Origin of the sequence: Actinomadura sp. KC345, assembly GCF_004348515.1 — a bacterium.
Lineage (GTDB): Bacteria > Actinomycetota > Actinomycetes > Streptosporangiales > Streptosporangiaceae > Spirillospora.
The window spans coordinates 1-25,971 of sequence record NZ_SMKH01000091.1 but is presented as its reverse complement, the minus strand read 5'-3'; the positions used below and the strand labels follow the sequence as shown (position 1 = coordinate 25,971).

25 protein-coding genes are annotated in these 25,971 nt (G+C 71.6%); 22 read left to right on the top strand and 3 right to left on the bottom strand.

The annotated features are described in order from the left end of the window. Positions 1–61: 61 nt before the first annotated feature. From E1281_RS17325 to E1281_RS17265, 13 genes are all read left to right on the top strand, one after another. The gene (locus tag E1281_RS17325; protein ID WP_131879411.1) at positions 62–1,474 is read left to right on the top strand and encodes an ABC transporter substrate-binding protein; all 1,413 of its coding nucleotides are present in this window, start codon (positions 62–64) and stop codon (positions 1,472–1,474) included. Between the two features lie 39 nt (positions 1,475–1,513). Then, positions 1,514–3,751 (top strand): ABC transporter permease, encoded by a 2,238-nt coding sequence (locus E1281_RS17320; protein WP_131879409.1) that lies wholly within the window; start codon positions 1,514–1,516, stop codon positions 3,749–3,751. After that, positions 3,744–4,493 carry an ABC transporter ATP-binding protein gene (locus tag E1281_RS17315; RefSeq protein WP_131879407.1) on the top strand — a complete coding sequence of 250 codons (750 nt, stop codon included), beginning with the start codon at positions 3,744–3,746 and terminating at the stop codon, positions 4,491–4,493. Before E1281_RS17320 ends, E1281_RS17315 begins: the two co-directional genes overlap by 8 nt. A 112-nt stretch (positions 4,494–4,605) precedes the next feature. Then, positions 4,606–5,331 carry an ABC transporter ATP-binding protein gene (locus tag E1281_RS17310; protein WP_243717051.1) on the top strand — a complete coding sequence of 242 codons (726 nt, stop codon included), beginning with the start codon at positions 4,606–4,608 and terminating at the stop codon, positions 5,329–5,331. Positions 5,332–5,337: 6 nt separating this feature from the next. Further along, positions 5,338–5,691, top strand: a complete 354-nt coding sequence (locus E1281_RS17305) for a hypothetical protein (protein WP_131879403.1) — start codon at positions 5,338–5,340, stop codon at positions 5,689–5,691. Positions 5,692–5,783: 92 nt separating this feature from the next. Continuing rightward, complete coding sequence (locus E1281_RS17300) at positions 5,784–6,986, top strand: NADH:flavin oxidoreductase (protein ID WP_131879401.1); 1,203 nt, start codon at positions 5,784–5,786, stop codon at positions 6,984–6,986. Beyond that, complete coding sequence (locus E1281_RS17295; protein WP_243717049.1) at positions 6,976–8,646, top strand: AMP-binding protein; 1,671 nt, start codon at positions 6,976–6,978, stop codon at positions 8,644–8,646. The genes E1281_RS17300 and E1281_RS17295 overlap by 11 nt, the downstream gene beginning before the upstream one ends. A gap of 49 nt (positions 8,647–8,695) precedes the next feature. Then, on the top strand, positions 8,696–9,859 hold the full coding sequence (locus tag E1281_RS17290) for an acyl-CoA dehydrogenase family protein (protein ID WP_131879399.1): 1,164 nt from the start codon (positions 8,696–8,698) through the stop codon (positions 9,857–9,859). Further along, positions 9,856–10,824 carry a MaoC family dehydratase N-terminal domain-containing protein gene (locus tag E1281_RS17285; protein ID WP_131879397.1) on the top strand — a complete coding sequence of 323 codons (969 nt, stop codon included), beginning with the start codon at positions 9,856–9,858 and terminating at the stop codon, positions 10,822–10,824. The genes E1281_RS17290 and E1281_RS17285 overlap by 4 nt, the downstream gene beginning before the upstream one ends. Then, positions 10,824–11,903, top strand: coding sequence for an acyl-CoA dehydrogenase family protein (locus E1281_RS17280; RefSeq protein ID WP_131879395.1), 1,080 nt, complete (start codon positions 10,824–10,826; stop codon positions 11,901–11,903). Before E1281_RS17285 ends, E1281_RS17280 begins: the two co-directional genes overlap by 1 nt. After that, positions 11,900–12,340 (top strand): MaoC family dehydratase, encoded by a 441-nt coding sequence (locus tag E1281_RS17275; protein ID WP_131879393.1) that lies wholly within the window; start codon positions 11,900–11,902, stop codon positions 12,338–12,340. Before E1281_RS17280 ends, E1281_RS17275 begins: the two co-directional genes overlap by 4 nt. Next, the gene (locus E1281_RS17270; RefSeq protein WP_131879391.1) at positions 12,337–13,512 is read left to right on the top strand and encodes a lipid-transfer protein; all 1,176 of its coding nucleotides are present in this window, start codon (positions 12,337–12,339) and stop codon (positions 13,510–13,512) included. The genes E1281_RS17275 and E1281_RS17270 overlap by 4 nt, the downstream gene beginning before the upstream one ends. Continuing rightward, positions 13,509–14,297 (top strand): MaoC/PaaZ C-terminal domain-containing protein, encoded by a 789-nt coding sequence (locus E1281_RS17265; RefSeq protein WP_131879389.1) that lies wholly within the window; start codon positions 13,509–13,511, stop codon positions 14,295–14,297. Before E1281_RS17270 ends, E1281_RS17265 begins: the two co-directional genes overlap by 4 nt. Before the next feature lie 44 nt (positions 14,298–14,341). On the opposite strand, the gene E1281_RS17260 is transcribed toward E1281_RS17265, so the two are convergent. Beyond that, positions 14,342–14,758, bottom strand: coding sequence for an ATP-binding protein (locus tag E1281_RS17260; RefSeq protein ID WP_131879387.1), 417 nt, complete (start codon positions 14,756–14,758; stop codon positions 14,342–14,344). 99 nt (positions 14,759–14,857) lie between these two features. Here E1281_RS17260 and E1281_RS17255 point away from each other — a divergent pair, with 99 nt between their 5' ends. Together E1281_RS17255 and E1281_RS17250 are read left to right on the top strand one after the other, a co-directional pair. Beyond that, on the top strand, positions 14,858–15,670 hold the full coding sequence (locus E1281_RS17255; RefSeq protein WP_131879385.1) for a helix-turn-helix transcriptional regulator: 813 nt from the start codon (positions 14,858–14,860) through the stop codon (positions 15,668–15,670). After that, positions 15,667–15,855 carry a DUF397 domain-containing protein gene (locus E1281_RS17250; RefSeq protein ID WP_131879383.1) on the top strand — a complete coding sequence of 63 codons (189 nt, stop codon included), beginning with the start codon at positions 15,667–15,669 and terminating at the stop codon, positions 15,853–15,855. Before E1281_RS17255 ends, E1281_RS17250 begins: the two co-directional genes overlap by 4 nt. Before the next feature lie 151 nt (positions 15,856–16,006). On the opposite strand, the gene E1281_RS17245 is transcribed toward E1281_RS17250, so the two are convergent. Then, complete coding sequence (locus E1281_RS17245) at positions 16,007–16,996, bottom strand: AraC family transcriptional regulator (protein ID WP_131879381.1); 990 nt, start codon at positions 16,994–16,996, stop codon at positions 16,007–16,009. A gap of 163 nt (positions 16,997–17,159) precedes the next feature. Between E1281_RS17245 and E1281_RS17240 the strand changes: the two genes are divergently transcribed. The 3 genes from E1281_RS17240 (at position 17,160) to E1281_RS17230 (ending at position 19,685) form a co-directional block, all read left to right on the top strand. Next, positions 17,160–17,963: an alpha/beta hydrolase gene (locus tag E1281_RS17240; protein WP_131879379.1), complete on the top strand. Its 804-nt coding sequence runs from the start codon at positions 17,160–17,162 to the stop codon at positions 17,961–17,963. A 457-nt stretch (positions 17,964–18,420) separates the two neighbouring features. After that, the gene (locus E1281_RS17235; RefSeq protein ID WP_131879377.1) at positions 18,421–19,056 is read left to right on the top strand and encodes an HNH endonuclease family protein; all 636 of its coding nucleotides are present in this window, start codon (positions 18,421–18,423) and stop codon (positions 19,054–19,056) included. Between the two features lie 128 nt (positions 19,057–19,184). Next, complete coding sequence (locus tag E1281_RS17230) at positions 19,185–19,685, top strand: DoxX family membrane protein (protein WP_131879376.1); 501 nt, start codon at positions 19,185–19,187, stop codon at positions 19,683–19,685. A 141-nt stretch (positions 19,686–19,826) separates the two neighbouring features. Here the strand turns inward: E1281_RS17230 and E1281_RS17225 are convergent, their stop codons facing one another. After that, on the bottom strand, positions 19,827–21,455 hold the full coding sequence (locus tag E1281_RS17225) for an MFS transporter (RefSeq protein ID WP_207943323.1): 1,629 nt from the start codon (positions 21,453–21,455) through the stop codon (positions 19,827–19,829). A gap of 99 nt (positions 21,456–21,554) precedes the next feature. On the opposite strand from E1281_RS17225, the gene E1281_RS17220 reads away from it, so the two are divergent. The 4 genes from E1281_RS17220 to E1281_RS17200 all read left to right on the top strand — a co-directional run. After that, positions 21,555–22,271, top strand: a complete 717-nt coding sequence (locus E1281_RS17220; RefSeq protein ID WP_131879372.1) for a TetR/AcrR family transcriptional regulator — start codon at positions 21,555–21,557, stop codon at positions 22,269–22,271. Positions 22,272–22,316: 45 nt separating this feature from the next. After that, entirely contained in the window at positions 22,317–23,108 is a 792-nt protein-coding gene (locus tag E1281_RS17215) for an SDR family NAD(P)-dependent oxidoreductase (RefSeq protein WP_131879370.1), read from the top strand. A 129-nt stretch (positions 23,109–23,237) separates the two neighbouring features. Continuing rightward, on the top strand, positions 23,238–25,241 hold the full coding sequence (locus E1281_RS17205; protein ID WP_131879368.1) for a serine/threonine-protein kinase: 2,004 nt from the start codon (positions 23,238–23,240) through the stop codon (positions 25,239–25,241). Further along, positions 25,242–25,971 (top strand): serine/threonine-protein kinase (locus E1281_RS17200; RefSeq protein ID WP_131879366.1); only part of this gene is annotated, 730 nt, incomplete at its 3' end.

Below are 25,971 nucleotides of genomic sequence, written 5' to 3'. Positions count from 1 at the left end.
CCCCGCCTGCCACCACCCACCCCCACTCGCCGCGTGCCGCGGCAGGTGAAAGGAGTACCGGATGAAGGCCGAGAAGATCGGGCGCCTCGCGGCGGGCGCCCTGGCGGTCACGCTGGTGACCGCGTCCTGTGCCAGCGACCGCTCCGGCGGCGACGGCCTGTCCGGCGGGACCGGCTCGGACGGCGGCGGCGCCTCCGCGAGCAAGACCTTCGGCACGCTCCCGTCCCCCTGCGGGCCGGGCGACGCGAAGGGCGCGACCGAGCAGGGCGTCACCGACGACCAGATCACGATCGGTTTCGGTGACGACCGCGGCTTCCCGTCCGCCCCCGGGCTGTCCAAGGAGATGGGCGACGCCGTCGGCGCCATGATCGAGTGGTGCAACGACCAGGGCGGCATCAACGGGCGCACGATCAAGGGCAACCAGTACGACGCCGCCTACAGCCAGTCCGCGAAGGTGATGCAGGAGTCCTGCAAGCAGGACTTCATGCTCGTCGGGCAGGGCTACGCGATGGACGAGGCCGCCGAGCAGCACCGGGTGGCGTGCAAGCTGCCGACGGTCGCCGGCTTCACGGTCGGGCCGAACGCCGCGATGGGCCCGATGAAGTACGAGGCCGTCCCGTACCCGGTGGACATGATGAACATCGCCGGCCTCCGCATCGCCGAGCAGCTCTTCCCCGACTTCAAGGAGAAGACGGACGTCCTGCTGTCCACGTCCCCCGCCGTCAGCGCCGGCACCAACAAGATCACCGGCGCGATGAAGGAGGTCGGGATGGAGCCGATGGACTGCGGCGTCCGGCTGAACGACAAAGGCGAGAGCAGCTACATGCCGTTCGCCGAGAAGATCAAGGACTGCGGCGCGAAGTACCTGTGGTCGTCCGACTCGCCCGACCCCGGCCAGTTCAGCCTGCTGGAGTCGGTCGAACGGGCCGGCGCCACGCCCAAGTACGTCTTCGAGGCGACCTGGTACGGCGAGATGGTCTCCAAGTGGAACGGCTCGGGCGCCGGCGACGGCCTGCACATCGGCATGATCTTCCAGCCGCTGGAGAACGCCGGCGAGGTCCCGGCGGTCAAGCAGTACGTGGACCTCGTCTCCGCCAAGGACGGCAAGGTCGCGCTGCTCGGCATGCAGGCGGCTTCGGCGTTCCTGCTGTGGGCGCAGTCCGCCCAGAAGTGCGGCTCGGACCTGACCCGGCAGTGCGTGATCAACGAGCTGTCGAAGGTGCACGAGTGGACGGGCGGCGGCCTGCACGCGCCGACCGACCCCGGCAACAACAAGCCGGCGTCGTGCGGGCTCATGGTCAAGCTCACCAAGAACGAGTACGAGCAGATCCACCCGAAGAACACCGGCGAGTTCCAGTGCGGCCCCGAGTTCGTCGTCGAGATCGACGAGGCGAACTGGGGGACGAAGCTGAACGACGACCGCGTCTCGACGAAGTTCCTGACCGACGACGTCATCAAGCCCCGGACGTCCTGACCGGACCGCTGGAGGCGCCGACCCTAAGACGGTGAACCAATGACGACGTTCCTGACCTACACCATCCTGGGCCTGGTCCTGGGATCGGTGTACTTCATCGCGGCCTCGGGGCTCGTACTGACGTACAACACCTCGGGCATCTTCAACTTCGCCCACGGCGCGCAGGCGATGTTCGGCGCGTTCCTGTACTGGCACTTCACCGTGCAGTGGAGCTGGCCGGTGTGGCTCGCGCTGGTCATCGTGGTCGGGCTCGCCGGGCCCGCGATGGGCGCCGCGCTGCACGCGGGCATCATGCGCGGGCTGCGGGGCACCGCCGACGTCACGAAGATCATCGTGACGGTGGCGGTGCTGCTCGGCACCGTGTACCTGGCGCAGTGGATCTGGAACCCGGACGAGGCCCACACCGTGGACATGTTCTTCGGTTCGGGCGCGAAGATCACGGTGGGCGGCGTCGTGGTCCGGTACCACGAGATCGTCTGCCTCGCCGCCGCGGTCGCGATCGCCGCCGGGCTGCGGGTCCTGTTCATCCGCAGCCGGACCGGCGTCGTGATGCGCGGCTCGGTCGACGACCCCGACCTGCTGCGGCTCAACGGCCACGACCCCGAGCGGGCGGCGATGCTGTCGTGGGCGATCGGCTCGACGCTGGCCGTCCTGGCCGGGGTCCTGATCGTGCCGATCAGCGGCGGCGCGCTGGACGCGAACATGCTGACGCTGCTGGTGATCGACGCGTTCGCCGCGGCGATGTTCGGCCGGCTGCGCAGCATCCCCCGTACCTTCGCCGGCGCGATCGTGCTCGGCCTCGCCGCGAACTACGTGCTGGCCTACCTGCCGTCGGCGGGCACGTTCACCGGCAACCTGCGCGTCTCGCTGCCGATGATCCTGCTGTTCGTGGTGCTGGTGGTGCTGCCCCAGGACCGGCTGCGCGGGGCCGCGATCCGGACCCGCGAGCGGTACCGGGTGCCGACCGTCAAGGCGGCGGCGGTGTGGGGCGCCGTGCTGGTCGCGGTCGTGTACCTGTACAGCCTGCTGCTGTCGGACGGCGGCGTCGGCACGTTCGCGCTCGGCATGAGCTTCGCGATCATCGCGCTGTCGCTGACCGTGCTGACCGGCTACGCGGGCGAGCTGAACCTCGCGCCGCTGGCGTTCGGCGCGGTCGCGACCGTCGTGGCGTTCCACGCCGGAGTGGAGGGCACGGGCCTGTCCTCGTACATGAGCGTGCGGGGCTTGCTGCTGGGCGTCGCGGTGGCGGCGCTGGTCGGCGGGCTCGTCGCGCTGCCCGCGCTGCGGCTGCGCGGCCTGTACCTGGCGCTGGCGACGCTGGCGTTCGGCGAGTTCCTGTCGAACATGGTGCTGCGCGACACCACCGAGCACGAACTGTTCGGGTTCACGTTCACGCTGTTCCCGGACGGCTCGATCGTCGTCCCGCCGCTGAAGGCCGGCCCCCTCGACCTGCGGGACGGGACGACGTTCCTGATGACCGCGACGGTGCTGTTCGCGCTGATCGCGGTCGGGATCGCCGCGCTCCGCAACAGCGGGTACGGGCGGCGGCTCGCGGCGATGAAGGACAGCCCGGCGGCGACGGCGATGCTCGGGCAGAACCTCGTCCGGCTGAAGCTGAGCGTCTTCATGATCTCCGCGGCGATCGCGGGGCTCGGCGGCGTGCTGATGTCGGCCGCGCACGGCACCGTCGCGCAGGAGAACTTCGCCTTCGTCGGCAGCCTGTCGCTGCTGATGCTGGTCGTGGTGGCGGGCATCGGCTACATCAGCGGCGCCCTGCTCGGCGGGCTGATGGCGGGTGTGGGCGCGGCCGTGCTGGTGGGGACGTTCAGCGACCTCGCTCTGTCGAACGAGGGCATGTCCGGCATCTACGACGCGCTCGGCCACCTCGTCCTGGTCGGAACGGCGCTGGTCGGGATGGGCGTCGGGCGGAACCCGAGCGGCTTCGTCCACGACGTCATCGAGGGCTACCGGCGGATCCGCGGCGCCCGGCCCGTCCTGTACGGGGCCGGGGCGTTCGGCGCGGCCCTGTACGTCCTCGCGCTGACCGGCGTGATCGGAACCTGGACGTTCGCGCTCATCGCCATGGCCGTGGTGATGCTCCTGCCCGTCTTCGGGCGCGTGTACATCGCCGAGAGGGGCGGGGAGGGGCGCGACCGTCCGGCCCCGCTGGAACTGGTCGGCGTGGACGAGCCCTACACCGACGAGCTGCGGGCCCGCCTCGACCGCGAGCTCGGCCTGCCCCTCACCGCCCTGGAGAAGGGAGAGGCCCGTGTCTGAAGGGAGAACACTCCTCGAAACCCGGGGCGTCACCGTCCGGTTCGGTGGCAACACCGCCGTGAACGATGTCGGCGTCACCATGGACGAGGGGCGTATCACCGGGCTGATCGGCCCGAACGGCGCAGGCAAGACCACGATGTTCAACACCATCACCGGCTTGCAGAAACCCGCGTCCGGCCAGGTGTTCCTGGACGGAGACGACATCACCGGGCTGTCCCCGGCCAGGCGTGCGCGGCGCGGCATGGCGCGGACGTTCCAGCGGCTGGAGCTCTTCCTGTCCCTGTCGGTGCGCGACAACGTCCGCGTCGCGGGCGACATCCTGCGGAGCAACACCCGCAAGCGCATCGACCTGGACGAGGAGACCGACAAGGTCCTGGAGCGGACCGGGCTCACCGGCATCGCCGACCGCGACGTGTCCGACATCCCCATCGGGCGGGCCCGCGTCGTGGAGGTGGCGCGTGCGCTGTTGACCTCACCGCGCGTCCTCCTGCTGGACGAGCCCGCGTCCGGCCAGACCGACCGCGAGACGGAGGCGTTCGCCGAGATGCTCACCGGCCTGGCCGCCGAGGGCCTCGCGATCTGCCTGGTCGAGCACGATCTGCCGCTCGTCATGAAGCTGTGCTCCACGATCCACGTCCTCGACTACGGGGCGCTGATCGCGTCCGGAACACCGGCGGAGATCAAGGAGTCCCCGGAGGTCATCGCCGCCTACATCGGCACCGAGGAGGCCGCACATGAGTGAGCCGGAGCGCGGCACGCCCTGGGCTGAGGAGCCTGCGACGAGAGAAGGGCGTGCCGCAAGGCGCGGAGGCGATCGGGAAACACGGCGTGAGGTGGTTCCGAAGCCGCGTCCCGTGAAGGACGGTCCGGCCCCCGAGGAGGACGTGCCGCTGATCGAGCTGGCCGGCGTCCGAGCGGGCTACGGCGCGATCGAGGTGCTGCACGGCGTCGACCTGGCGCTGCGGCCGGGCTCGCTGCTGGCGCTGCTCGGCCCGAACGGCGGCGGCAAGTCGACGACCATGCGGGTGTGCGCCGGCCTGCACCCGGTGACCGCGGGCGAGCTGCGGTTCGCCGGACGCACGGTGAACGGCATCTCCGCGCAGGACGCGGCGCGCCTCGGCGTGTGCTCCATCCCGGAGGGCCGCGGGATCTTCGCCAACCTCACGGTGCGGGAGAACCTGTGGGCCGCCACCGGGACCGGCGCCCGGCTGGAGGACGTGGAGGAGAAGGCGTACGCCCGGTTCCCGATCCTCGGGGAGCGCCGCCGCCAGCTCGCCGGATCCCTGTCCGGCGGCGAGCAGCAGATGCTCGCGCTCTCGCGGGCGCTCGGCACCGATCCGGCGGTGCTGCTGCTCGACGAGCTGTCCATGGGCCTCGCGCCCATGATCGTCAGCCGGATGTACGAGACGGTCGCCGAACTGGTGGAGGGCGGCCTTTCGGTGCTGGTCGCGGAGCAGTTCGCCCGCGCCGTCCTGCCGATCGCCGACACCGCCGCGCTGATGCTGCACGGGCGCGTGGCGGCGGCCGGGCCGCCCGCCGAGATCGAAGACCGGCTGTCAAGCGACTACCTGGGAGGTTGACCCGAAATGCTCACTGAGGAACGGCGCCGGCAGTTCAAGGACGACGTGGCGCGGCAGAAGCTCAAGACGGACCAGTCCCGCTTCGACGGCGCGTTCCGCATCGCCGGGGCCGTCGCGATGGTCGCCGGCGTCGTCGGCGTCTTCGTCGCCTACAACATCTCGCTCACGCAGGACGACATGCGCGACGTGGGCTCCCTGCAGACCCTCGCCGTCGGTTTCTTGGCGGTGACCGTCCTCGGCGCGGCCCTCTACCTGGCCGCAGCGATAACCCGCGTCCTGCGCCTATGGCTCCTGCGCCAACTCGTCGAACAACAGGCCCAGGCCGACCAGATCACCGCGGCGCTGCGCGACAAGGCGTAGCGGCGGCAGGTCGACGCTCCCGGTCAGCGGGATGCCCGGAAACGTCCGGGCGTCCCGCTGATTTAACGTCTAGTCCCGATGGAGGACCTCTCATGAACGACCCGAAGGCCGACGTGTTCGCTCCCGCGAGGCTTGGGCCCGTCACGTTGCGGAACCGCGTCATCAAGGCCGCGACGTACGAGGGCCTGACCAAGGACGGCCAGGTCACCGACGCGCTGATCGACTTCCACGTCCGGCACGCGCGCGGCGGCGCCGGGATGACGACCGTGGCGTACTGCGCGGTGGCGCCGGAGGGGCGCACCGACCGCAGGCAGATCTACTGGCGGGACGAGGCGATGCCCGGCCTGCGCAGGCTGACCGACGCCGTGCACGCCGAGGGGGCGGCCGTCCAGGCGCAGATCGGGCACGCCGGGCCGGTCGCCAACCCCAAGAGCAACAAGCTCCCCGCGCTCGCGCCCAGCCGCCACTTCCACCTGACCACGCAGACCGTCGCCCGCGCCGCCACGCACGCGGACCTGGCGCGCATCGTCGAGCAGCACGGCCAGGCCGGGAAGATGGCGGTCGAGGCGGGTTTCGACTCGATCGAGATCCACATGGGGCACAACTACCTGACGAGCTCGTTCCTCAGCCCCAAGGTCAACCACCGCAAGGACGAGTACGGCGGCTCGCTGGAGAACCGCGCCCGGCTGGCGCGCGACATCGGCCGCGCCGTCCGCGACGCCGTCGGCGACAGCATCGCGATCACCGCGAAGCTCAACATGGACGACGGCGTCCCCGGCGGCTTCTGGGTGGACGAGGCCATCCGGGTCGCGCGGTGGCTGGAGGCCGACGGCTCGGTCGACGCCCTCCAGATGACCGCCGGAAGCTCCCTGCTCAACCCGATGTACCTGTTCAAGGGCGACGCGCCGCTGCAGGAGTTCGCCTCCGTGATGAAGCAGCCGACCAAGCTCGGGATCAAGCTCGTCGGCAGGCACTTCCTGAAGTCCTACCCCTATGAGGACCTCTACCTGCTCAGGGACGCCCGCCAGATCCGCGCCGCGGTGAAGCTGCCGATGATCCTGCTCGGCGGGGTCACCGACAAAGCCGGCATGGACACCGCCATGGCGGAGGGCTTCGAGTTCGTCGCGATGGCCCGCGCCCTGCTGCGCGAGCCCGACCTGATCAACCGGATCCAGGCCGAGCCCGCGACCGAGTCGCTGTGCATCCACTGCAACAAGTGCATGACCGCGATCTACGGCGGCACCCACTGCGTCCTGTCCACCGAGCCGGCCTGGGGGAGCACCCGTGGTCGATGAGCCCGTGCGGAACGAGACGATCGCCGGCCTGCTGCTCGCGCGGCTGGGCGACGACCGTCCGGGTCTGCGGAGCCGCGAGCGGACCTGGACGTGGGACGAGGTCGTCCGGGAGAGCGCGGCGCGGGCCTCACTGGCGGGCGAGCTGCGCCGGGACGGCCCGTTCCACATCGGTGTGCTGCTGGAGAACGTCCCGGAGTACGTGCTGTGGCTGGGGGCCGCGGCGCTGAGCGGCGCGACGGTCGTGGGCATCAACCCGACCCGGACCGGCTCCTACCTGGAGCAGGAGGTCCGCCACACCGACCTCCAGCTCCTCGTCACCGACCGCGCCGGGCTGGAACTGCTCGACGGCCTCGACATCGGCGTCCCCCGCGACCGGTTCATCCTGATCGACGATGACGGCTACCCGGCGCGGGTCGAGGGCCACGCCCGCGAGCCGGAGGCGGACGCGTCGGTCACCCCGGCGACGCAGATGCTGCTGCTGTTCACGTCCGGGACGACAGGGAAGTCGAAGGCCGCGCGCTGCTCGCAGGGCAGGCTCGCCGAGCTGGGCCGCAGCAACTGCGCCAAGTACGACATCAAGCGCGAGGACGTCTGCTACTGCCCGATGCCGCTGTTCCACGGCAACGCGCTGATGGCGCTGTGGGCCCCGGCGCTCGCCGCCGGCGCGACCGTCGTGCTGACGCCGAAGTTCTCCGCGTCCGGGTTCCTGCCGGACGTCCGGTTCTACGGCGCGACGTTCTTCACCTACGTCGGCAAGGCGATCGGCTACGTCCTCGGGACTCCCGAGCGGCCCGACGACGCCGACAACACGCTCACGCACGGGTTCGGGACGGAGGCGTCCCCCGAGGACAAGGCCGAGTTCCTGCGCCGCTTCGGCGCGAGACTGGTCGAGGGCTACGGTTCCAGCGAGAGCTCCGGGATGATCAAGCGGGACCCGGAGACGCCGCCGACCGCGTTCGGCCGGCCCGCCCACGCCGGCGTCCGGATCGTCCACCCGGAGACGCGTGAGACGTGCGCCCCCGCGGTCCTGGACGAGCACGGCCGCGTCACCAACGCCGAGGCCGCCGTCGGGGAGATCGTCGACGTGCACGGCGCCGCGAAGTTCGAGGGCTACTACGACAACCCCGAGGCCGACGCCGAGCGCGTCCGCCACGGCTGGTACTGGACGGGCGACCTCGGCTACGTCGACCGCGACGGGTTCCTGTACTTCGGCGGGCGGTCCGGCGACTGGATCCGGGTGGACTCGGAGAACATCTCCGCGCTGCTCACCCAGAACGTCGTCCGCCGCCACCCCAAGATCGTGGACGCGGTCGTGTTCGGCGTCCCCGACCCGCGCTCCGGCGACCAGGTGATGGCGGCGATCGAGGTCCCCGACGGCATCGAGTTCACCGACCTGGACCTTCCCGGGTTCCTCGCCGCCCAGGACGACCTCGGCACCAAGGGCGCGCCGCGGTTCGTGCGCGTCTCGCACGCGCTGCCGACGACCGGGTCGGGCAAGCTCAGGAAGAAGGAGATGCAGCTCGAAGGCTGGCGTACCGGCGACCCCGTGTACCGGTGGGCGACCCGGGAGGGACCCGAGTACGTCCTGATGACCGAGGCCGACAAGGACGCGCTCCGCGAGGAGTTCGCCGCCGCCGGCCGGCTCCGTTTCCTGCCCTGACCAAGACCCGGAGAAGGCGTGAGAGAAGGCCCGGAGAAGGAAGGCACGTATGGATCTGCGTGAGTCCGACGCGCATCGCGAGCTGCGCGCGGAACTGAGGGCGTACTTCGCGGGCCTGCTGCCCGCGGACGTCCGGCGCCGCGCCGGTGAGCAGGGCGTCGGCGGCGAGCGGTTCCGCGAGATCGTCAAGATGCTCGGCAACGACGGCTGGCTCGGCTACGGCTGGCCGGAGGAGTACGGCGGGCAGGGCAGGTCGATCGCCGAGCAGTTCGTGTTCTTCGACGAGGTGCAGCGGGCCGGGCTGCCGTTCCCGTTCGTCACCGTCAACACGGTCGGGCCGACGCTGATGCGCTTCGGGACGGACGAGCAGAAGCGGCGGTTCCTGCCGGGCATCCTGTCCGGCGACATCGTGTTCGCGATCGGCTACACCGAGCCCGACGCGGGCACCGACCTCGCGTCGCTGCGGACCAGGGCCGTCCGGGACGGCGACGCGTTCGTCGTCGACGGAAGCAAGGTCTTCACCAGCGGCGCCAATACCGCCGACCACATCTGGCTCGCCGCCCGCACGAACCCGGACGCGCCCAAGCACAAGGGCATCTCGATCCTCATCGTGCCGACCGACGCCGACGGGTTCTCCTGGAGCCCGATCCCCACGGTCGGCGGGATGGTCGTGACGTCGACGTACTACAACGCCGTCCGGGTTCCCGAGTCCGCGGTCGTGGGGGACGTCGACGGCGGCTGGAACCTGATCACCAACCAGCTCAACCACGAGCGCATCGGCCTCGCCGCGCTCGGCGGCCGGATGATCCGGCTGTGGGAGGACGTGCGGGACTGGGCCCGCGACAACGGCGTCATCGACCTGCCGTGGGTGCGCGCCGACCTCGCCCGCACGCACGCCAGGCTGGAGGCGATGCGGCTGATGAACTGGAAGATGACCATGGCCGTGGAGGCGGGGACGCTGACCGGCGCGCAGGCCGGCGCCGCCAAGTCCTACGGGACCGAGACGCACATCTTCGTCCAGCGCACCCTGACCGGGGTCCTCGGCGCGGCCGGGCGGATCCGTCCCGAGTCGCCGGGCGCCGTCCTGCACGGCCAGATCGAGCAACTCTCCCGGCAGGGCATCGTGAACACGTTCGGCGGCGGCGTCAACGAGGTGCTGCGCGACATGGTCGCCGTCCAGGGGCTCGGACTGCCGCGGTCGAGGCGCTCATGAACGACGCGTACGAGGCCAGGCTGCAGGCGTGGGTCGGCAGGGAGCTGCTGACCCGGCGCTTCGGGCAGGATCCGGTGAACGTCCCCATGATCCGGCACTGGGTCGAGGCCATGGAGGACGGCAACCCGGTCTACCTCGACGAGGACGCCGCCCGGGAGACCGGCCGCGACGGCGTCGTTGCGCCCGCGTCGATGGTGCAGGCGTGGACGATGCGCGGCTACGCGGCGTCCGTCCGCCGCGATCCGCGGCCGGCGGGCTCCGACGAGCTGACGGCGCTGCTCGCCGAAGGCGGGTACACCTCCGTCGTCGCGACCGACTCGGAGTTCGAGTTCGTCCGGGAACTGGTGCCGGGCGACCGCGTCAGCGTCGAGGAGGTCGTGCGGGCGATCTCCCCGGAGAAGAAGACGGCGCTCGGCACCGGGCGCTTCATCTCCACCCTGCGGACCTACCGCGACGCGTCCGGCGAGGTCGTCGCGACGCAGGGGTGGCGGCTGCTGCGCTTCCGCCCCCCGGACAAGGCCGCCGAGCAGCCGGCCGCCGAGGAGGTGAGGTCGAAGGCGCTGCGCCCGCGGCCCGCGGTCAACCCGGACAACGCGTTCTGGTTCGAGGCCGCCCGCGAGCACCGCCTCGTCATCCAGCGCTGCGCCGACTGCAAGTCGCTGCGGCACCCGCCCGGCCCGTGCTGCCCGCAGTGCGGCTCGTTCGGCTGGGACACCGTCGAGGCGCAGGGCCGCGGCCACGTCTACAGCTACGTGGTCAACCACCACCCGCGCCACCCGGCGTTCGACTACCCGCTGGTCGTCGCCGTGATCGAGCTGGCCGAGGGCACCCGGCTGATCGCCAACATGACGGGGATCGAGCCCGCGGACGTCGAGATCGGCATGCCCGTCGTCCTCGACTGGGTCGACCCGGACCCCGACCTGTCCCTGCCGGCGTTCCGCCCGGCCGACGCGAAGGAGCAGTGATGGACTTCACGCTGGGCGAAGAGCTGGAAGCCGTCCGGGACCTGGCGCGGCAGATCTTCGGTGACCACGCCACGCAGGAGCGGATCAAGGCCGCGGAGCAGTCCGAGACCGGCCTCGATCACACCCTGTGGGACGCGCTGGCGGACGCGGGCCTGCTCGGCGTCGCGCTGCCCGAGGACGCGGGCGGCGCCGGCCTCGGCGTCGAAGGGCTGGCCGTCCTGCTCGAAGAACAGGGCCGTGCCGTCGCGCCCGTCCCGATCTGGCCCGCGGTCGTCGCGGCGCTGACCATCGCCGAGCAAGGCACCCTTGCGCAGCGCGAGATGCTGCCCGCGCTCGCGGACGGCTCGGAGCGGCTGACCGTCGCGCTGGAGGAGTTCGTCCCCGCTGCCGACCCCGCCGAGCCGCACTGCACCGCCGTCCGCGACGGTGACGGCTGGCTGCTGACCGGCACGAAGGCCGTCGTCCCGACCCCGTCCGGCGCGTCGCAGGTCCTGGTCGCCGCCCGGTCGGAGGACGGCCCCGGGCTCTACCTTGTCGGCACGTCCGCCGCCGGGACGTCCTGGGAAAGCGCTGACACAACCACCCACGACAGGGCAGGGCACCTGACCCTCGATGGTGCACCCGCCCAAGCCCTCGGGGACGGGGCCCTGGCGACCGCGCTCCGGCTCGCCCGCGTCGCGCTCGCCGCCGTCCAGGTCGGCGTCACCGAGGGCGCGCTGCGGCAGGCCGCCGACCACCTCACCGGGCGCGAGCAGTTCGGGCGCCCGCTCGCCGCGTTCCAGGCCGTGCAGCACCAGCTCGCCGACTGCTACATCGAGATCGACGCGCTCCGCGTCTGCCTGTGGCACGCGGTCTCGCTGATCAAGGCGGGCGAGGACGCCGACCAGGCCGTGCTGGTCGCCAAATGGTGGGCGGACGAGGGCGGGCTGAACGTCGTCCACCGCGTCCAGCACCTGCACGGTGGCATCGGCGTGGACGTCGACTACCCGGTGCACCGCCACTTCCTGTGGGGCAAGCAGATCTCCGGCACGCTCGGCGGCGCGTCCTTCGACCTGGACCTTCTCGGAGCCGCCCTATGAGCAACCACGGGGTGAAGCGCTTCGAGGACGTGGCGGTGGGGGAGGAGCTCCCCGAGCTCAGCATCCCGCTGACCCGCACGATGATCGTCGCGACCGCGCTGGCGAGCCGCGACTACCAGGACGTCCACCACGACCCGTCGCTCGCCGTCGAGCGCGGCTCCAAGGACGTCTTCATGAACATCCTGACCACCAACGGGCTCGTCGACCGGTACGTCACCGGATGGGCGGGGCCCGCCGTCGTGGTGAAGGCCATCAAGATCAGGCTCGGCGCGCCCAACTACCCGGGCGACACCATGGTCCTCACCGGCACCGTCAAGGCCAAGCACGACGACCGCCGCGTCGAGATCGCGGTGCGCGGCGTCAACGAGATCGGCCCGCACGTGACCGGCACCGTCGTCGTCCAACTGCCGGTCGGCCAGCAAGGGAGTGGGTCATGAGCGTGCTGCCCGGGGCAGCCGCCATCGCGGGGATCGGCGCCACCGAGTTCTCCAAGGAGTCCGGCCGCAGCGAGCTGCAACTGGCCTGCGAGGCGGTGCTCGCCGCCATCACCGACGCCGGGCTCCAGCCGTCCGACGTGGACGGCATGGTGACGTTCACCGCCGACACCAGCTCCGAGATCCACATCGCCCGCAACCTCGGCATCGGCGAGCTGAGGTTCTTCTCCCGCGTCGGGTACGGCGGCGGCGCGGCCTGCGGCACCGTCCAGCAGGCCGCGATGGCCGTCGCGACCGGCGTCGCCGACGCCGTCGTCTGCTACCGCGCGTTCAACGAGCGCTCCGGCACCCGCTACGGCCTCGGCCAGGCGGACCGCCCGATGGACGTCAGCGCCGACAGCGCCGCGTACGCGTGGATGAACCCGTTCGGCCTGTCGACCCCCGCCCAGTGGGTGGCCATGTTCGCCCGGCGCTACATGTACGAGTACGGCGCGACCAGCGAGGACTTCGGCCGCGTCGCCGTCGTGGACCGGGCGCACGCCGCGAAGAACCCCGCCGCGTGGTTCTACGACCGTCCGATCACCCTGGCGGACCACCAGGCGTCCCGCTGGATCGCCGAGCCGCTCCGGTTGCTCGACTGCTGCCAGGAGAGCGACGGCGGACAGGCCCTCGTCATCGTCTCCGCCGACCGCGCCCGCGACCTCCCGCACCGCCCCGCCCTGATCTGGGGCGCCGCGCAGGGGTCCGGCAACGACCAGCACATGATGACGAGCTACTACCGCTCCGAGATCACCGGCATCCCGGAGATGGGCCTGGTGGGACGGCAGCTCTACGCGCAATCCCGCCTCACCCCGTCCGACGTCCAGGCCGCGATCCTGTACGACCACTTCACGCCGCTGGTGCTGCCGCAGCTTGAGGAACTGGGCTTCTGCGGCAGGGGCGAAGGCAAGGACTTCGTCGCGGACGGCAACCTGGAACTCGGCGGCCGGCTCCCGTGCAACACCCACGGCGGCCAGCTCGGCGAGGCCTACATCCACGGCATGAACGGCATTGCGGAGGGGGTCCGCCTCGTCCGGGGGACGTCGGTGAACCAGCCGGGCGACATCCACAACGTGCTCGTCACGGCCGGGACGGGCGTCCCGACCAGCGGCCTGATCCTGGGGGCATCTGGATGAGCGAGTGGCGCGGCCGCAGCCTCGGCACCAAGACCGTCTCCCACGACGACACGCAACCCATCCTCTACGCCCTCGCCGTAGGGGCGAGCGCCTCCGACCTCGACCTGGTCTTCGAGGAGAGACTCCGCGTCCTCCCGACGTTCGCGCTGACCCTCGCCCAGTGGGCACCGGACGCGCTGGGCTCCGCGGGTGCCTTCGACATCACGACGGCCGTCCACGGCTCGCAACGCCTCCGCGTCCGGGAACCCCTGCCTCGGTCGGGCTCGGTGGAGATGACCGCCCACGTCGCCGAAGTGTGGGACAAGGGTTCCGCGGCCGTCTTCGAGGTCGCCGTGGAGAGCCCGTACTTCGAGGCCACCTGGTCCCTGTTCGCTCCGGGCAGCGGCGGCTTCGGCGGCGACCGAGGCCCGTCCGCCCGCCGCCGTCCGGAAGCGGAACCCGACGGGACGCTGACCCTCCAGACGTCCCCGAACCAGGCCGCCCTCTACCGCCTCCTGGGCGACCGCCACCACCTGCACATAGACCCGGAAGCGGCGAAGACCGCCGGAATGCCGCGCCCCATCATGCACGGCCTGTGCACCCTGGCCGCGCTAACGCTCCCACTGGCCAAGTCGCAGGGTGCCCACCCGGCCGACCTGGTGGAGCTTGAGGGACGCTTCGCCGCCCCCGTCTTCCCCGGCGACGAACTCCACGTGGAGACCTGGAAGGACGGCGAGGCAACGCTCGCCGAGGCATCATTGGACGGCAAGACGGTGATCTCCGCAGCCCGAGCCCGCTTCTCCTGAGTCGGCGGAGGCCCTGTTGCCAGGGCGGGTTCGGGTCTGAGGTGTCAGGCGGGCATCTGGGCCCAGACGATTTTGCCTTCGCCGGTGGAAGAGGGGCGGGTGCCTGCTTCTTTCGCGTAGGCGGAGATGAGAGCGAGGCCACGGCCGTTCTCGGCCATGAGGTACTCAGGGCACCTGGTGGGGAGTTCGGGGGACGGGTCCCAGCATTCCAGGAGCGGTGCGCCTTCGTTCAGGGCGCAGCGGAGGCGGATCTGCTGATCGCGGGCCGCCGCGACGGCGTTGGTGACGATCTCACTCATGACGAGGGCCGAGTCGCTGATCACTTCGCGGTCGAAGCCCCAGTTGGTCAGGGCATAGCGGACGAGTTCGCGAGCCAGTGCGACGGTCGACGGCACAGCGAGCAGGGTCAGGCGCACCTCGGGTATGCCGGGCGCCGGTGTGAAAAGATCAAGATCATTCATTGAGGGCCATCCTCAGTTTGCGGATTATGCCCTCACTCTGGGTGCCCGCATTTTAACCTGAAGTGATTTCGAGGTGGTGTGATACACCTGGGGGAGGCAATGAGTGTTCGAGAGTCGATCGACCCGGCGTCCTCGCTATGGGCCTGGCTAGCCTTTGACCTGTGGTTTTACCGCACGCAGCGAGGTCTCTCGCTTGCCCAGACCGCCATGATCGTCCACGTGACGCGGGCGACCGTATCGAACTGGGAAGCCGGGCGGCTCAGGCCGCGCGATACATACATGAGGCGGCTTGACCAGGCATGGGACACCGGTGGTCACTTCGAGCGGCTGCACACGTTTGCCTGCAGTGGGCACGACCCGGACTGGTTCAAGCAGTACATCCAGTACGAGGAAGCCGCAGACGTCCTCAAGATGTACCACGGCAAGACCGTGCCAGCGCTGGCGCAGACGAAGGGGTACGCGGAGGCGCTTCTGAAGGCGGCCGGTCGCACTGACGAGGTCGAAGTGGAGGCCAAGGCCCGTATGAAGCGTCAGAAGGTATTGCGGCGCGAGCAGCCGCCTTACCTTTGGATCCTCATCGATCAGGAAGTGCTCGAAAACGTCGTGGGTGGTCGTGAGGTGATGGCGGAGCAGTTGCGCTACCTCATCGAGCTTGCGGCGACGGACCGGATCTGCGTCCGGGTCGTTCCTCGTGCTTCGGGCTGGCACCCAGGGCATGACGGTCACTTCCAAGTGATGGCCATCAACGGTCGGGGCGTCTCCTACGCCGTTGCGCAGGTTGCCGGTCGGTTGATCGAAGCTGGTGACGAGTCTGCCCTTCTCGAAGTACGTTTTGATCAGATCGGGGCACTCGCCCTGCCTTGGACCGATTCGCAGACCCTGATGGAACAGATGTTGAGGACGTACGAATGATCGACTGGCGTAAGAGTTCTCGTAGTGGCGGCGGCAACGACGATGCGTGTGTGGAGTTGGCGGAGTTGGCGGATCGGGTGTGGGTGCGGGATTCCAAGGATCCGGACGGGGAGCGGCTGGCGTTCGGGCGGGACGCGTTCGCCGGGCTGCTGGAGCGCGTGAAGCGCGGGGAGCTTGCCCTTTAGCAGCGGGAACATCGGCGTCCGGTGGCGAGCTGTCGGGCGCGCAGCCTCCGCACGAATTATCGGGTTTCGGCCGGTCGGGCGTGGACGAGGTCGCGGAGCAACCGACCGGCCGACATCGCCGCCGCCCGCCCAGAGAAGTCCTACGACCCCTTCACGCTCCGCTCGACCGCCTCGGCATTTCCGCATGACCAGCACGAACGTCACCCGTCAGCGACCTTGAAACAGCCCTGCCCCGGTATTCGACCGGGGTTCGGCCGTAACGTGCGCGGAATGCCGCGTTGAAGGCACTGAGCGACCCGAATCCCGAGGCGTGTGCGACCGAGCTGACGGTGCGCGCCGCCCAGTCGGGGTGCCGCAGTCTGCTCGCCGCTCGTTCGAGGCGGATCTCCCGGATGACGGAGGCGGGGCTGGTCGAGGCGCGTCGCAGCCCGTACTGGACCGAACGCAGTGACCAGCCCAGGCGCCGGGCCAGCTCGCTCGGGCCGAAGCCGGCGTCGTCGCAGTACTGGCGGGCGACCGCGCGAGCCTGGAGGAGTACGTCGTCCTCCGTGCTCGCCGCCCCGCGAGACAGCAGCCCGACTGCGGACTCCACGATGGACGCGAACGACGACCGGTCCAGCGTCAACGCCTGGGAGGAGGCTTCCCGTAGCATCGTGCGGAAGACCGCGCCCGCGCCGTGGCCGAGCTCCCACCGGACCAGGCCCGACGAGACGGGCGCCGCCCAGAGCCGAACAGGACAGGACAGGATCAGGGCGCGCGCGTACTCGTCCTGTTCGAGCCGGAAGCCCAGCCGCATCGAGACCGCGGCGGCGGTCCCGGGCCCGATCCGGCTATGGCCGTCGCGGCCTACGACGTTGATCGAGCCGGACGTCGGAAGCAGGATCCGCAGACCGTCGTGACCGTCGGCGTCGTATCCACCAGGCAGGCGCTCGTATGCGATCGCCGCCGACCAGAAGTCGACGAGTTGCAGGTCCCCCTGGCGCTGTACGCGGGTGCCGCCGGTGAATCGATCGGCATCCCGGAAACCGAACTCCAGGCGCCCGTGGTTCTGGGTTACGTGGTCTCGCCAGAACGTGACGCGACTCGTGCGCGGGACGGCATCGGTGTCCGCTTCAGCTGTGACGTATTCCGGCGAGCCCATCGCTTACCTCCCGGCACCGAACCTTGCGCGCTGTCGTCAGCTGGTTGCGCGGAGCCGTAAGACCTGCTCCCCGTCACATTACTAACGTCGCGGCACATGGCGGCACCTTGGCGACAAGGCCGAGGGTGATTCCACCGCCCCAGTGCGATCGGAGTTGATCCACATGCAGTACATCGAGGCCAACGGTGCCCGGCTCGCCTACGACGACAACGGTCCCGCCGACGGCGAGGTCTTCCTGCTCAGCCATTCCCTTTTCTTCGACAGCGCGATGTTCGCGCCCCTGACGCGGATACTCACCGGCGCGGGCTACCGCACCATCGCCTTCGACCACCGCGGTCAGGGCGCCAGTTCCCCCGCCGCCTCGATCGACGAGTTGTCGATGGACGCGCTGACCGAGGACGGCGCCGCGCTGATCCGTGCGCTCGGCGTCGGCCCGGTGCACGCCGTGGGCAACTCGATGGGCGGGTTCGTCACGCTCCGCCTGGCCGCACGCCATCCCGAACTGGTTCGCACGGTGACCACGCTCGGCTCCTCATGCGAGGAGGAGTACAAGCTCGCCGAGTTCGGACCGCTCGTCGAGAGTCTCGGGGAGGAGGGCGGGGCGGCCCGGGCGATCGACACACTCCTCCACATCATGTTCGGCGACGCGAGCCTGGCCGCGGGCGGTCCGCTGATCGAGCGGTGGCGGACGTCGATGGCGGCGCTGAAGCCGACGATCCGTGACTGTGCGTGGCAGGTCATCAACCGCGGCCGCCTCGTCGAGGAACTCGCCGGGTGCCGGGTACCGGTCCTGGCGATCGCGGGGGAGGAGGACCACGCCTACCCGCAGCCGATCTCCGGCCGCAACATCGCCGAGGCGGCCGGCGGCCGGGACGAGACGGTCCGGGCCGCGGGCCACTCGGTGGCGCTGGAGAAGCCCGACGAGGTCGCCAGGCTGCTGATCGTGCACGCCAAGTCCGTGGCCTGAGCGACCGCGGGCGCGCGGGTGCTGGAGCCGGCTCAGGCGGTACGCCGCGCCGCGCAGTACCCGTCCGGCGGCAAGTGACGTCCTGGCAGGCCGGAAGGGCTTGGGGCAGTAGTCGCAGTTCCCGCTCTTCTCCACCGCCGGGCCGGTCCGGCTGCTCTCCTCATGCGTTCCGCCGGGGCCGGTCGTGTTCTTCACGTGGGCCTTCCCGGCCGTTCCAGGGTGTTCAGGGAGTCTTCATCCACCGCGCCGGCCCGATCGCCCGCGGTGTCGTCGCAGGTCAGGCGGTGTGCGGCGGGCGGCGTACGGCAGCTTCCGACCAAGGCCGGGGGCGCGCCTGAGCAATGCGTGACATTTAACGGTATTTGCCGCAAATGTCACCGTCGCAGTGCCGCCGTTCCCGATCCCCCTCGGGGCGCCCCCGCCCTGGCCGGAAACGGCTGCGGAAGGGCTCCCCCCGATGCGACTGCGACGTCCCCTCCTTTTCCTGCTCCCCGCCGTACTGTCCGCGGCGCTGGTCGGCCTGCCGTCGGCTCCCGCGTCCGCGACCCCGCCCAACATCCCGGACGCGGCCACGGCCGCGGCCCGGCTGGGCGAGCTGACCGTGGCCGCCGAGTCGCACGGCGACACCTACGACCGCGACCTGTTCCCGCACTGGATCACAATCTCCGGCGCGTGCAACACCCGCGAGACCGTCCTCAAGCGGGACGGGACGAACGTCGGCACCGACTCCTCCTGCTACCCGACGTCCGGGTCCTGGTACTCGCCCTTCGACGGCGCCACCTGGACCGCCGCGTCCGACCTGGACATCGACCACATGGTGCCGCTCTCCGAGGCGTGGGCGTCCGGCGCCTGGAACTGGACGACCTCCCGCCGCGAGGCCTTCGCCAACGACCTCGGCGGGCCCGAGCTGTGGGCCGTCACCGACAACGTCAACCAGTCCAAGAGTGACCAGGACCCCGCCGAGTGGCAGCCGCCGCGGAGCGCGTTCCGCTGCACCTACGCCCGCGCCTGGATCCAGGTGAAGTGGTACTACGACCTCACCGTCGACGACGCCGAGAAGAGCGCCCTCTCCACGATGCTCGGCACCTGCTGAGGCGGGTGCCGAAGACGGGGCCGGGCCCCTCCCGGTTCGGGCCCGGCCCGTCCCCCCGCCTCCGAATCTAGTCATTGACAAGATGAGCGCCGGACCGTATCTTGACAGTGACTAGTTAGGGGGACGACATGGCACCTTTGATGTTCCTGGTCGGCGGCACGCTGGCCGGGCTGGTGGCGGGCCGTGCGGGCGTCCCGCGGCTGCGGCCGTGGCCGGTGGCGCTGCGCGGCGGGCTCGCCCTGATGTTCACGGTGACGGGGATCGCGCACTTCGTCGGCATGCGCCAGGAGCTGATCGACATGGTTCCGCCCGCGCTGCCCGCACCGGAGTTCCTGGTCACCGTGACCGGCGTGCTGGAGCTGGCCGGCGCGGCGGCGCTGCTCTGGAGGCCCGCCGCGCCGTGGGCCGCGGGCGGGCTCGGCCTGATGCTGGTCGGGATGTTCCCGGCGAACGTACACCTGGCCCTCAACGGGACGGACCTCCCGTGGGACGACCGGCTCGTTCCGAGGACCGGGATGCAGGTGGTCTTCCTGGCCGCCACGCTCGCCGTCGCCGCGCACTACGCGCGGGACGCCCGCCGCACGCAGTCCCTGGATTCCGAGCGGACGGCCGCGCGAGCCCAGGTGTGAGCCCGGGATGAGGCCGCGGGCGGACGAGCCTTGCCGGGCACCGGGGAAGGGAACCCGTCCGCCGCGGCCTCTCCCGCACCTACCGGCTCATGCTGCGGGCGGTGGGGACTCTCAGGCGCCGCGAGATGGAGTCGTACCACTTCAGCTTGTTCCGCCTGTGACGCGCTCCGGCCGGGCGTCGACGGCCTGGTCGCCACCGGAGCGGGTGGCGTCGTTCTCCTGCGGGGGACGGGCACGGCGGGCGAGGACGAGGGTGACCAGGAGCGCGGCCAGCGCGATGGGCACCGCGCCCGCCGCGGCGAAGACCTGGAGCCCGTCGGCGACGGCACCGTGCACCGCGCCGAGGAGGGCTTGGCCGTCCGAGCCGGCCGCGTCCGCCGTGGAGACTCCGTCGTGGACGCTCGACAGGGCGGTGCTCGCGGCGGCCTCGGACGTCCCGGCGGGCATCGAGCCGTCCAGCGAGGCGCGGTAGACCAGCATGCCGACGGCCCCGCCGGCGGCGATCCCGAGGGCGGTGCCGAGTTCTCCGCCGACCTCCTGCGCCGCGGCCGCCGAGCCGGTCTGCTCGGCCGGGGCGCTGGAGATGATCAGGTCGCTGACCAGGGCCATCGCTGCTCCCTGCCCCAGGCCGACCACGGAGATCGCGGTCACCAGCAGCGGCAGCGGGGCGCCGGGGCCGGTGACCGCCGCGAGGAGCACGGCCCCGAGGGCGGCGACGGTGAGCCCGAGCGCGACCACGACGGCCGGGCGCATGCGTTCGGCCAGTGGCGCCGCGAGCATCGTTCCGGCGATGTTGACCACGATGTAGGGGAGCGTGCACAGCCCCGCCTCGAGTGGGGAGAGCCCGGCCACCCACTGGAGGTACTGGGTGAACAGGTAGAACATGCCGACCACCCCGGCCCCCACGAGGAGCAGCGTCACGAGCGAGACCGCGATGCGGCGGTTGGCGAGCAGCGTGAGGTCGAAGAGCGGGTCGCGTATGCGGCGCTGGCGGCGGACGAAGAGGGCCAGCACGAGACCCCCGGCCGCGGCGATGCCCAGCTCGGGCCAGGCCGACCCGGTACCGGTCTCCTGCCCGGCGGCGAGTTCCTGGAGGCCGTAGACCACGGCGAGCATCCCGGCCACGGACAGGGCCACGCTGGTCAGGTCGAGCGGGGCGGTGTTCCGTTCGGCGCGTTCGGGCACCAGCGCGGTTCCCGCCAGGACGAGCAGCGCCATGGGCGGGACGTTGATCAGGAAGATCGATCCCCACCAGAAGAGCTCCAGCAGCGCGCCGCCCACCAGCGGGCCGACCGCCCCGCCGACGGAGAAGGCGCTGAACATGATCGCGATGGCCAGGCGGCGCTGGGTGTCGTCGCGGAACATGGTCCGCAGCAGGGAGAACAGCGAGGGCATCAGCGTGGCGCCGGCGGCGCCGAGCAGGGCGCGGGCCACGATGAGCATCTCGGCGTTGACCGAGAACGCCGCCAGCGTCGAGACGGCGGCGAACGCGGCGGCGCCGCTCAGCAGCAGCCGCCGGGGACCGACGCGGTCCCCCAGGCGTCCCATGGTGACCAGGGACCCCGCGATGACGAACCCGTAGACGTGCACGATCCACAACGCCTGGGACGCGCTCGTGTCCAGGTCCGCGCTGAGCGTGGGCATCGCGAAGAACAGCACGGTCAGATCGGTCGAGAGCGTCAGCATCGGCAGGACCAGCAGGACGAGCCCCGCCCACTCCTTCTTGGTGGCGCGCTCGGCGGGGCGCTCGGCGGCGGATGTGTCGGGCACCTGTGCTCCTCGATATCGTGGTGCAGTATCGTTCCATGTCGTCACGTAACCATAAGTCGAAGGCATTACGTTGCGCAACGGAACCGCTAGCCTGAGCCCATGGCGGACCTGCAGAGCGGTGAGCCGAAAGGCAGCGGTGAGCCGAAAGGCGTTGGCGGCCGGCCCCGCGATCGGCACATCGACGAGGCCGTGATCGCCGCGACCCTCGCGATCCAGGAGGAGAAGGGCTACTCCGGCGTCTCCCTCGAAGCGGTGGCGCGGCGCGCCGGCACCTCCCGCCCGGCGATCTACCGCCGCTGGCCCGGACGCGCGCCGCTGGTGCTGGCCGCGGTCGCGGACCGCCTGGACGTCCCCACCCCGCCGGACAGCGGATGCACGCTGTGCGACATGGGCGAGAGCTTCAACGTGTTCCTCGCCGCCTACCGCACCATCCGGCCCGAAGTCCTCAGCGCGCTCTACGCCGAATGCGCACCCGACCCGGACCTGCGCCGCCGGTACCTGGCGACCGTCGTCGAGCCCGCCCGCCACGCCGTCGGCCGCACGCTGGACCGCGCGACCGCCCGCCGTGACCTGCGCGCCGGCGTCGACCGCGAGCTGCTGCTCGACATCGTCGGGTCGCTGGTGCAGTACCGGGCGATGTTCGGACGCGAGCACCTCAGCGACGCCGAGGCCCAGGGCGCCATCGAGACCCTCCTGCGGGGAGCGGCCGCGGACTACGACGCCCTGCTCGCGCACAGCGAAGCCCTCGAACGAGCACACCTCGGCGGGCAGGCGCACCACGCCCACACGCCGCGGGCCGCCCCCGGATCCCGCTAGAGACGATCTAGAGGGATCCTCTGCGCGTCGGTACGCTGCCGTGTCATGGACGAGCCGCTGAACGTGATCGTCACGGGTGGCAACCGCGGTGTGGGACGGGCCGTGGCGGCGGAGGCCGTCCGGCGCGGCCACCGGGTGACGATCATGGCCCGCCGGGCGGCCGAGGGGCGGGCCGTCGCGCGGGAGATCGGCGCGGGCCTCGTCGTCGGAGACCTGTCGAACCTGCGGACGGCCCGGGCCGCCGCCGGGGAGATCGCCGCGGTCGCCCCGGCCGTCGACGCGATCGTCCACAACGCGGCGCTGTGGCCCAGCCGCCGCGTCCTCAACGAGGACGGCTTCGAGGAGTCGTTCTTCGCCAACCACCTCGCGCCGTTCCTGCTGAACCACCTGCTGGAACGGCAACTGCGGCGGGTCGTGCAGGTCAGCGCGGGCCTGTACGTCATGGGCCGGGTCGACCCGGAGCGGACTCCGGCCGGCGACGACTTCAGCGCGACCAAGACCTACGCCAACACCAAGCTCGCCAACCTGATGATGGTCCCGCTGTTCGCCGAGCGGTGGAAGGAGGCCGGTGTGACGATCGACGCGGTGCACCCCGGCGTCCTGCGGACCGGGCTCGGCGAGCGCCGCGGCTTCCAGGGGCTGCTCCTGAGAACGGTCAAACGCACCCTGAAATCCGCCGAAGCGGCCGCCGAACCCGTGGCGGACCTGCTGACCGGCGAAGGGACGGGCCGCTACTTCAACGTGCGGAAGCAGCGGCCGCTGCGGCCCGTCGCCCGCGACCCCGAACTCGCCCGCAGGGTGTGGGACGACGCCGCGAAGGCGGTCGATGTCGCCTGAACCCGCGCGCCGCTGGCTATCATGCGACCCGGCCATCGATCTGGACGAGGCCGCCGCCGTCCTCCCGCCCCGGATCTGGCGGTCCCGCCGGCCTTGACCCCGCCTCCCGCCGAAACGAACAGGTGATGCATGGCCCCGCTGCGCCCGGACGACCCCCGCACGATCGGCCCCTACCGGCTCGGCGAACGCCTCGGCCAGGGCGGCATGGGGCAGGTGTTCCTGGCCGAGTCGCCCGGCGGGCGGCAGGTCGCGGTGAAGCTGATCCGTCCCGAGCACGCCGCCGACGCCCGCTTCCGGGAGCGCTTCGCGCGGGAGGTGGAGGCCGCGCGCAAGGTCGGCGGCTTCCACACCGCCCAGGTCGTCGACGCCGATCCGGCCGCCGCGACGCCCTGGATGGCGACCGCGTTCGTGCCGGGGGAGTCGCTGCGCGACGAGGTGGCGCGCGGCGGGCCCCTCCCGCCTGACCGGGTGCGGGCGCTGGGCGCCGCGCTGGCCGAGGGCCTGGCCGCGATCCACGACCACGGCCTGGTGCACCGCGACCTGAAGCCCGGCAACGTGATCATGTCGCCGGACGGTCCCCGCATCATCGACTTCGGCATCGCCCGCGCGGCCGACGCGGCGCCGATGACGTCGGAGGGCGCGGTCATCGGGACGTACGCGTTCATGTCGCCCGAGCAGGTCCTCGGCGACCGGGTGGAGACGCCGTCCGACGTGTTCGCGCTGGGCTGCGTGCTGACGTTCGCGGCCACGGGGCGGGGCCCGTTCGACGCGACGACGATCCCCGCGATCGTGCACCGCATCCTCCGGGAGGGACCGCGGCTCGACGGGGTGGACGAAGGGCTGCGGACGCTGCTCGCCGCGTGCCTCGCCAAGGAACCGGCGGCCCGGCCGACGACATCGGTGATCCTGGAGCACCTCGCCGACCCCGCCGCGAACCCGCTGCCGGAACCTGCCGCACCCGTCACACCTGCCGCACCCGCCGTCCCGGCGCCGGACGCCCCGACGCAACTGCGGGGAACGATGGCCGAGACCAAGGCGGTGGGCGCCGATGCCCCGACGTCCCCGGCCACGCGCGGCCGCCAGGTGCCGCGCCGCGCACTGGTCATCGGCGCGGCGGGCGCGGTCGCCGCCGCCATGACCGCCGTCCCCGCCGCCCTCCTGCTCCTGGGCGACGACGAGGAATCGCCCGCCGCGAACGCCGCCGTCCCCACCCCCGCAGCGCCCCTCGCGCCCTACGCCACGCTCAGCGGCCATGAGGCGGGGGTCGAGGAGGTGGCGCTCAGCCCGGACGGACGGTTCGCCGCCAGCGTCTCCCTCATCGACGACAGGGCGATCATCTGGGACGTGCGGCGCCGCGCCGAGCACCGGTCGCTGCGGGTCGCGGGCGGGGCCGCCGGGGTGGCGTTCAGCCCGGACGGGCGGCGGCTCGCGACCGGGAACATGAACGCGAGCGCCACCGTGTGGGACGTCGCGACCGGTCGCAGGATCCGCGATTTCCGGGTCGACGCGTTCAACGTCAGCTCGGTCGCGTTCAGCCCGGACGGGCGGATCCTCGCCGGAGGCAACCCCGACGTGAGGCTCTGGGACGTCCGGACCGGCCGGGTCGTCGCGGGGTTCGACGCCAACGCCAAGGCGGGCATCCGCTGCGTGGGGTTCAGCCCGGACGGGAAGATCGTCGCCGCCGCGTACGACGGCGCCTCCGACCCCGAGGATCGCGGTGAGGTGCGGATGTGGGACGTGGCGACCCGCCGCGGCGCCGGCGCGCTCCGCAGCCCGGAGGGGGCCATGTCGTCGCTCGCGTTCGCCCCGGACGGCAGAACGGTCGCCACCGCCTGCGAGAGCGCGGAGATCACGCTCTGGGACCGGGCGTCCCGGAAGATCGCGGCCTCCCTCTCCGGCCACGCCGGAAGGATCACCCAGGTCGCGTTCAGCGCGGACGGGAAGAGGCTCGTCAGCGGCGGCCAGGACCGGCAGATCCGCGTGTGGGACCTCGCCACCCGCCGCACCACCGCCGTCCTGAGCGGCCTCGACGGCACCGTCTCGACGGTGGCGGTCAGCGGCGACGGCACGACCGTGGCGGCCGGAAGCGCCACCGGCGGCGATAGGACAGTGCGACTGTGGAGGGTGTCGTAGATGGAGGCGCTGCGGCCGGGAGACCCCCGGCAGGTCGGCTCGTACCGCCTGGAAGGCCGGCTCGGCGAGGGCGGAATGGGCCAGGTGTTCCTGGGCTCGACACCCGGCGGACGGCAGGTCGCGGTGAAGCTGATCCGCGCCGAGTACGCCGAGGACGCCAAGTTCCGGGCCCGGTTCGCGCGGGAGGTCGACGCGGCCCGCAAGGTCGGCGGCTTCTACACCGCGCAGGTCGTGGACGCCGACCCCGCGGCGGACGAACCCTGGATGGTCACGGCGTACGTCCCCGGTCCGTCACTGCGGGACCTGGTCGCCCGGGGCGGGCCGCTCGACCCGGCCGGGGTCCGCACGCTGGGCAGGGGGCTCGTGGAGGGCCTGGCGGCGATCCACGCGTGCGGCCTGGTGCACCGGGACCTCAAGCCCGGCAACGTCATCATGTCGCCGGACGGCCCCCGCATCATCGACTTCGGCATCGCCCGCGCCGCCGACGCCTCCACCCTCACCGCGACCGGCGCCGCCGTCGGCACCTTCGCCTACATGGCGCCCGAGCAGATCCGCGCGGACGAGGCGGGCCCGGCCGCGGACGTCTTCGCCCTCGGCTGCGTCCTCGCCTTCGCCGCCACCGGCCGCGGCCCGTTCGACGCCGACTCCATCCCCGCGATCGTGCATCGCGTCACGTCCGCCCCGCCCGACCTGGGCGCCATGGACCCCGGCCTCCGGGACGCCATCGGCC

Bases quoted from the DNA above. Each gene is read 5' to 3' on its own strand.
- E1281_RS17325 (WP_131879411.1), top strand. From the start codon at position 62: ATGAAGGCCGAGAAGATCGGGCGCCTCGCGGCGGGCGCCCTGGCGGTC.
- E1281_RS17320 (WP_131879409.1), top strand. From the start codon at position 1,514: ATGACGACGTTCCTGACCTACACCATCCTGGGCCTGGTCCTGGGATCG.
- E1281_RS17305 (WP_131879403.1), top strand. From the start codon at position 5,338: ATGCTCACTGAGGAACGGCGCCGGCAGTTCAAGGACGACGTGGCGCGG.
- E1281_RS17300 (WP_131879401.1), top strand. From the start codon at position 5,784: ATGAACGACCCGAAGGCCGACGTGTTCGCTCCCGCGAGGCTTGGGCCC.
- E1281_RS17290 (WP_131879399.1), top strand. From the start codon at position 8,696: ATGGATCTGCGTGAGTCCGACGCGCATCGCGAGCTGCGCGCGGAACTG.
- E1281_RS17285 (WP_131879397.1), top strand. From the start codon at position 9,856: ATGAACGACGCGTACGAGGCCAGGCTGCAGGCGTGGGTCGGCAGGGAG.
- E1281_RS17280 (WP_131879395.1), top strand. From the start codon at position 10,824: ATGGACTTCACGCTGGGCGAAGAGCTGGAAGCCGTCCGGGACCTGGCG.
- E1281_RS17275 (WP_131879393.1), top strand. From the start codon at position 11,900: ATGAGCAACCACGGGGTGAAGCGCTTCGAGGACGTGGCGGTGGGGGAG.
- E1281_RS17270 (WP_131879391.1), top strand. From the start codon at position 12,337: ATGAGCGTGCTGCCCGGGGCAGCCGCCATCGCGGGGATCGGCGCCACC.
- E1281_RS17265 (WP_131879389.1), top strand. From the start codon at position 13,509: ATGAGCGAGTGGCGCGGCCGCAGCCTCGGCACCAAGACCGTCTCCCAC.
- E1281_RS17260 (WP_131879387.1), bottom strand. From the start codon at position 14,758: ATGAATGATCTTGATCTTTTCACACCGGCGCCCGGCATACCCGAGGTG.
- E1281_RS17255 (WP_131879385.1), top strand. From the start codon at position 14,858: ATGAGTGTTCGAGAGTCGATCGACCCGGCGTCCTCGCTATGGGCCTGG.
- E1281_RS17250 (WP_131879383.1), top strand. From the start codon at position 15,667: ATGATCGACTGGCGTAAGAGTTCTCGTAGTGGCGGCGGCAACGACGAT.
- E1281_RS17245 (WP_131879381.1), bottom strand. From the start codon at position 16,996: ATGGGCTCGCCGGAATACGTCACAGCTGAAGCGGACACCGATGCCGTC.
- E1281_RS17240 (WP_131879379.1), top strand. From the start codon at position 17,160: ATGCAGTACATCGAGGCCAACGGTGCCCGGCTCGCCTACGACGACAAC.
- E1281_RS17235 (WP_131879377.1), top strand. From the start codon at position 18,421: ATGCGACTGCGACGTCCCCTCCTTTTCCTGCTCCCCGCCGTACTGTCC.
- E1281_RS17230 (WP_131879376.1), top strand. From the start codon at position 19,185: ATGGCACCTTTGATGTTCCTGGTCGGCGGCACGCTGGCCGGGCTGGTG.
- E1281_RS17220 (WP_131879372.1), top strand. From the start codon at position 21,555: ATGGCGGACCTGCAGAGCGGTGAGCCGAAAGGCAGCGGTGAGCCGAAA.
- E1281_RS17215 (WP_131879370.1), top strand. From the start codon at position 22,317: ATGGACGAGCCGCTGAACGTGATCGTCACGGGTGGCAACCGCGGTGTG.
- E1281_RS17205 (WP_131879368.1), top strand. From the start codon at position 23,238: ATGGCCCCGCTGCGCCCGGACGACCCCCGCACGATCGGCCCCTACCGG.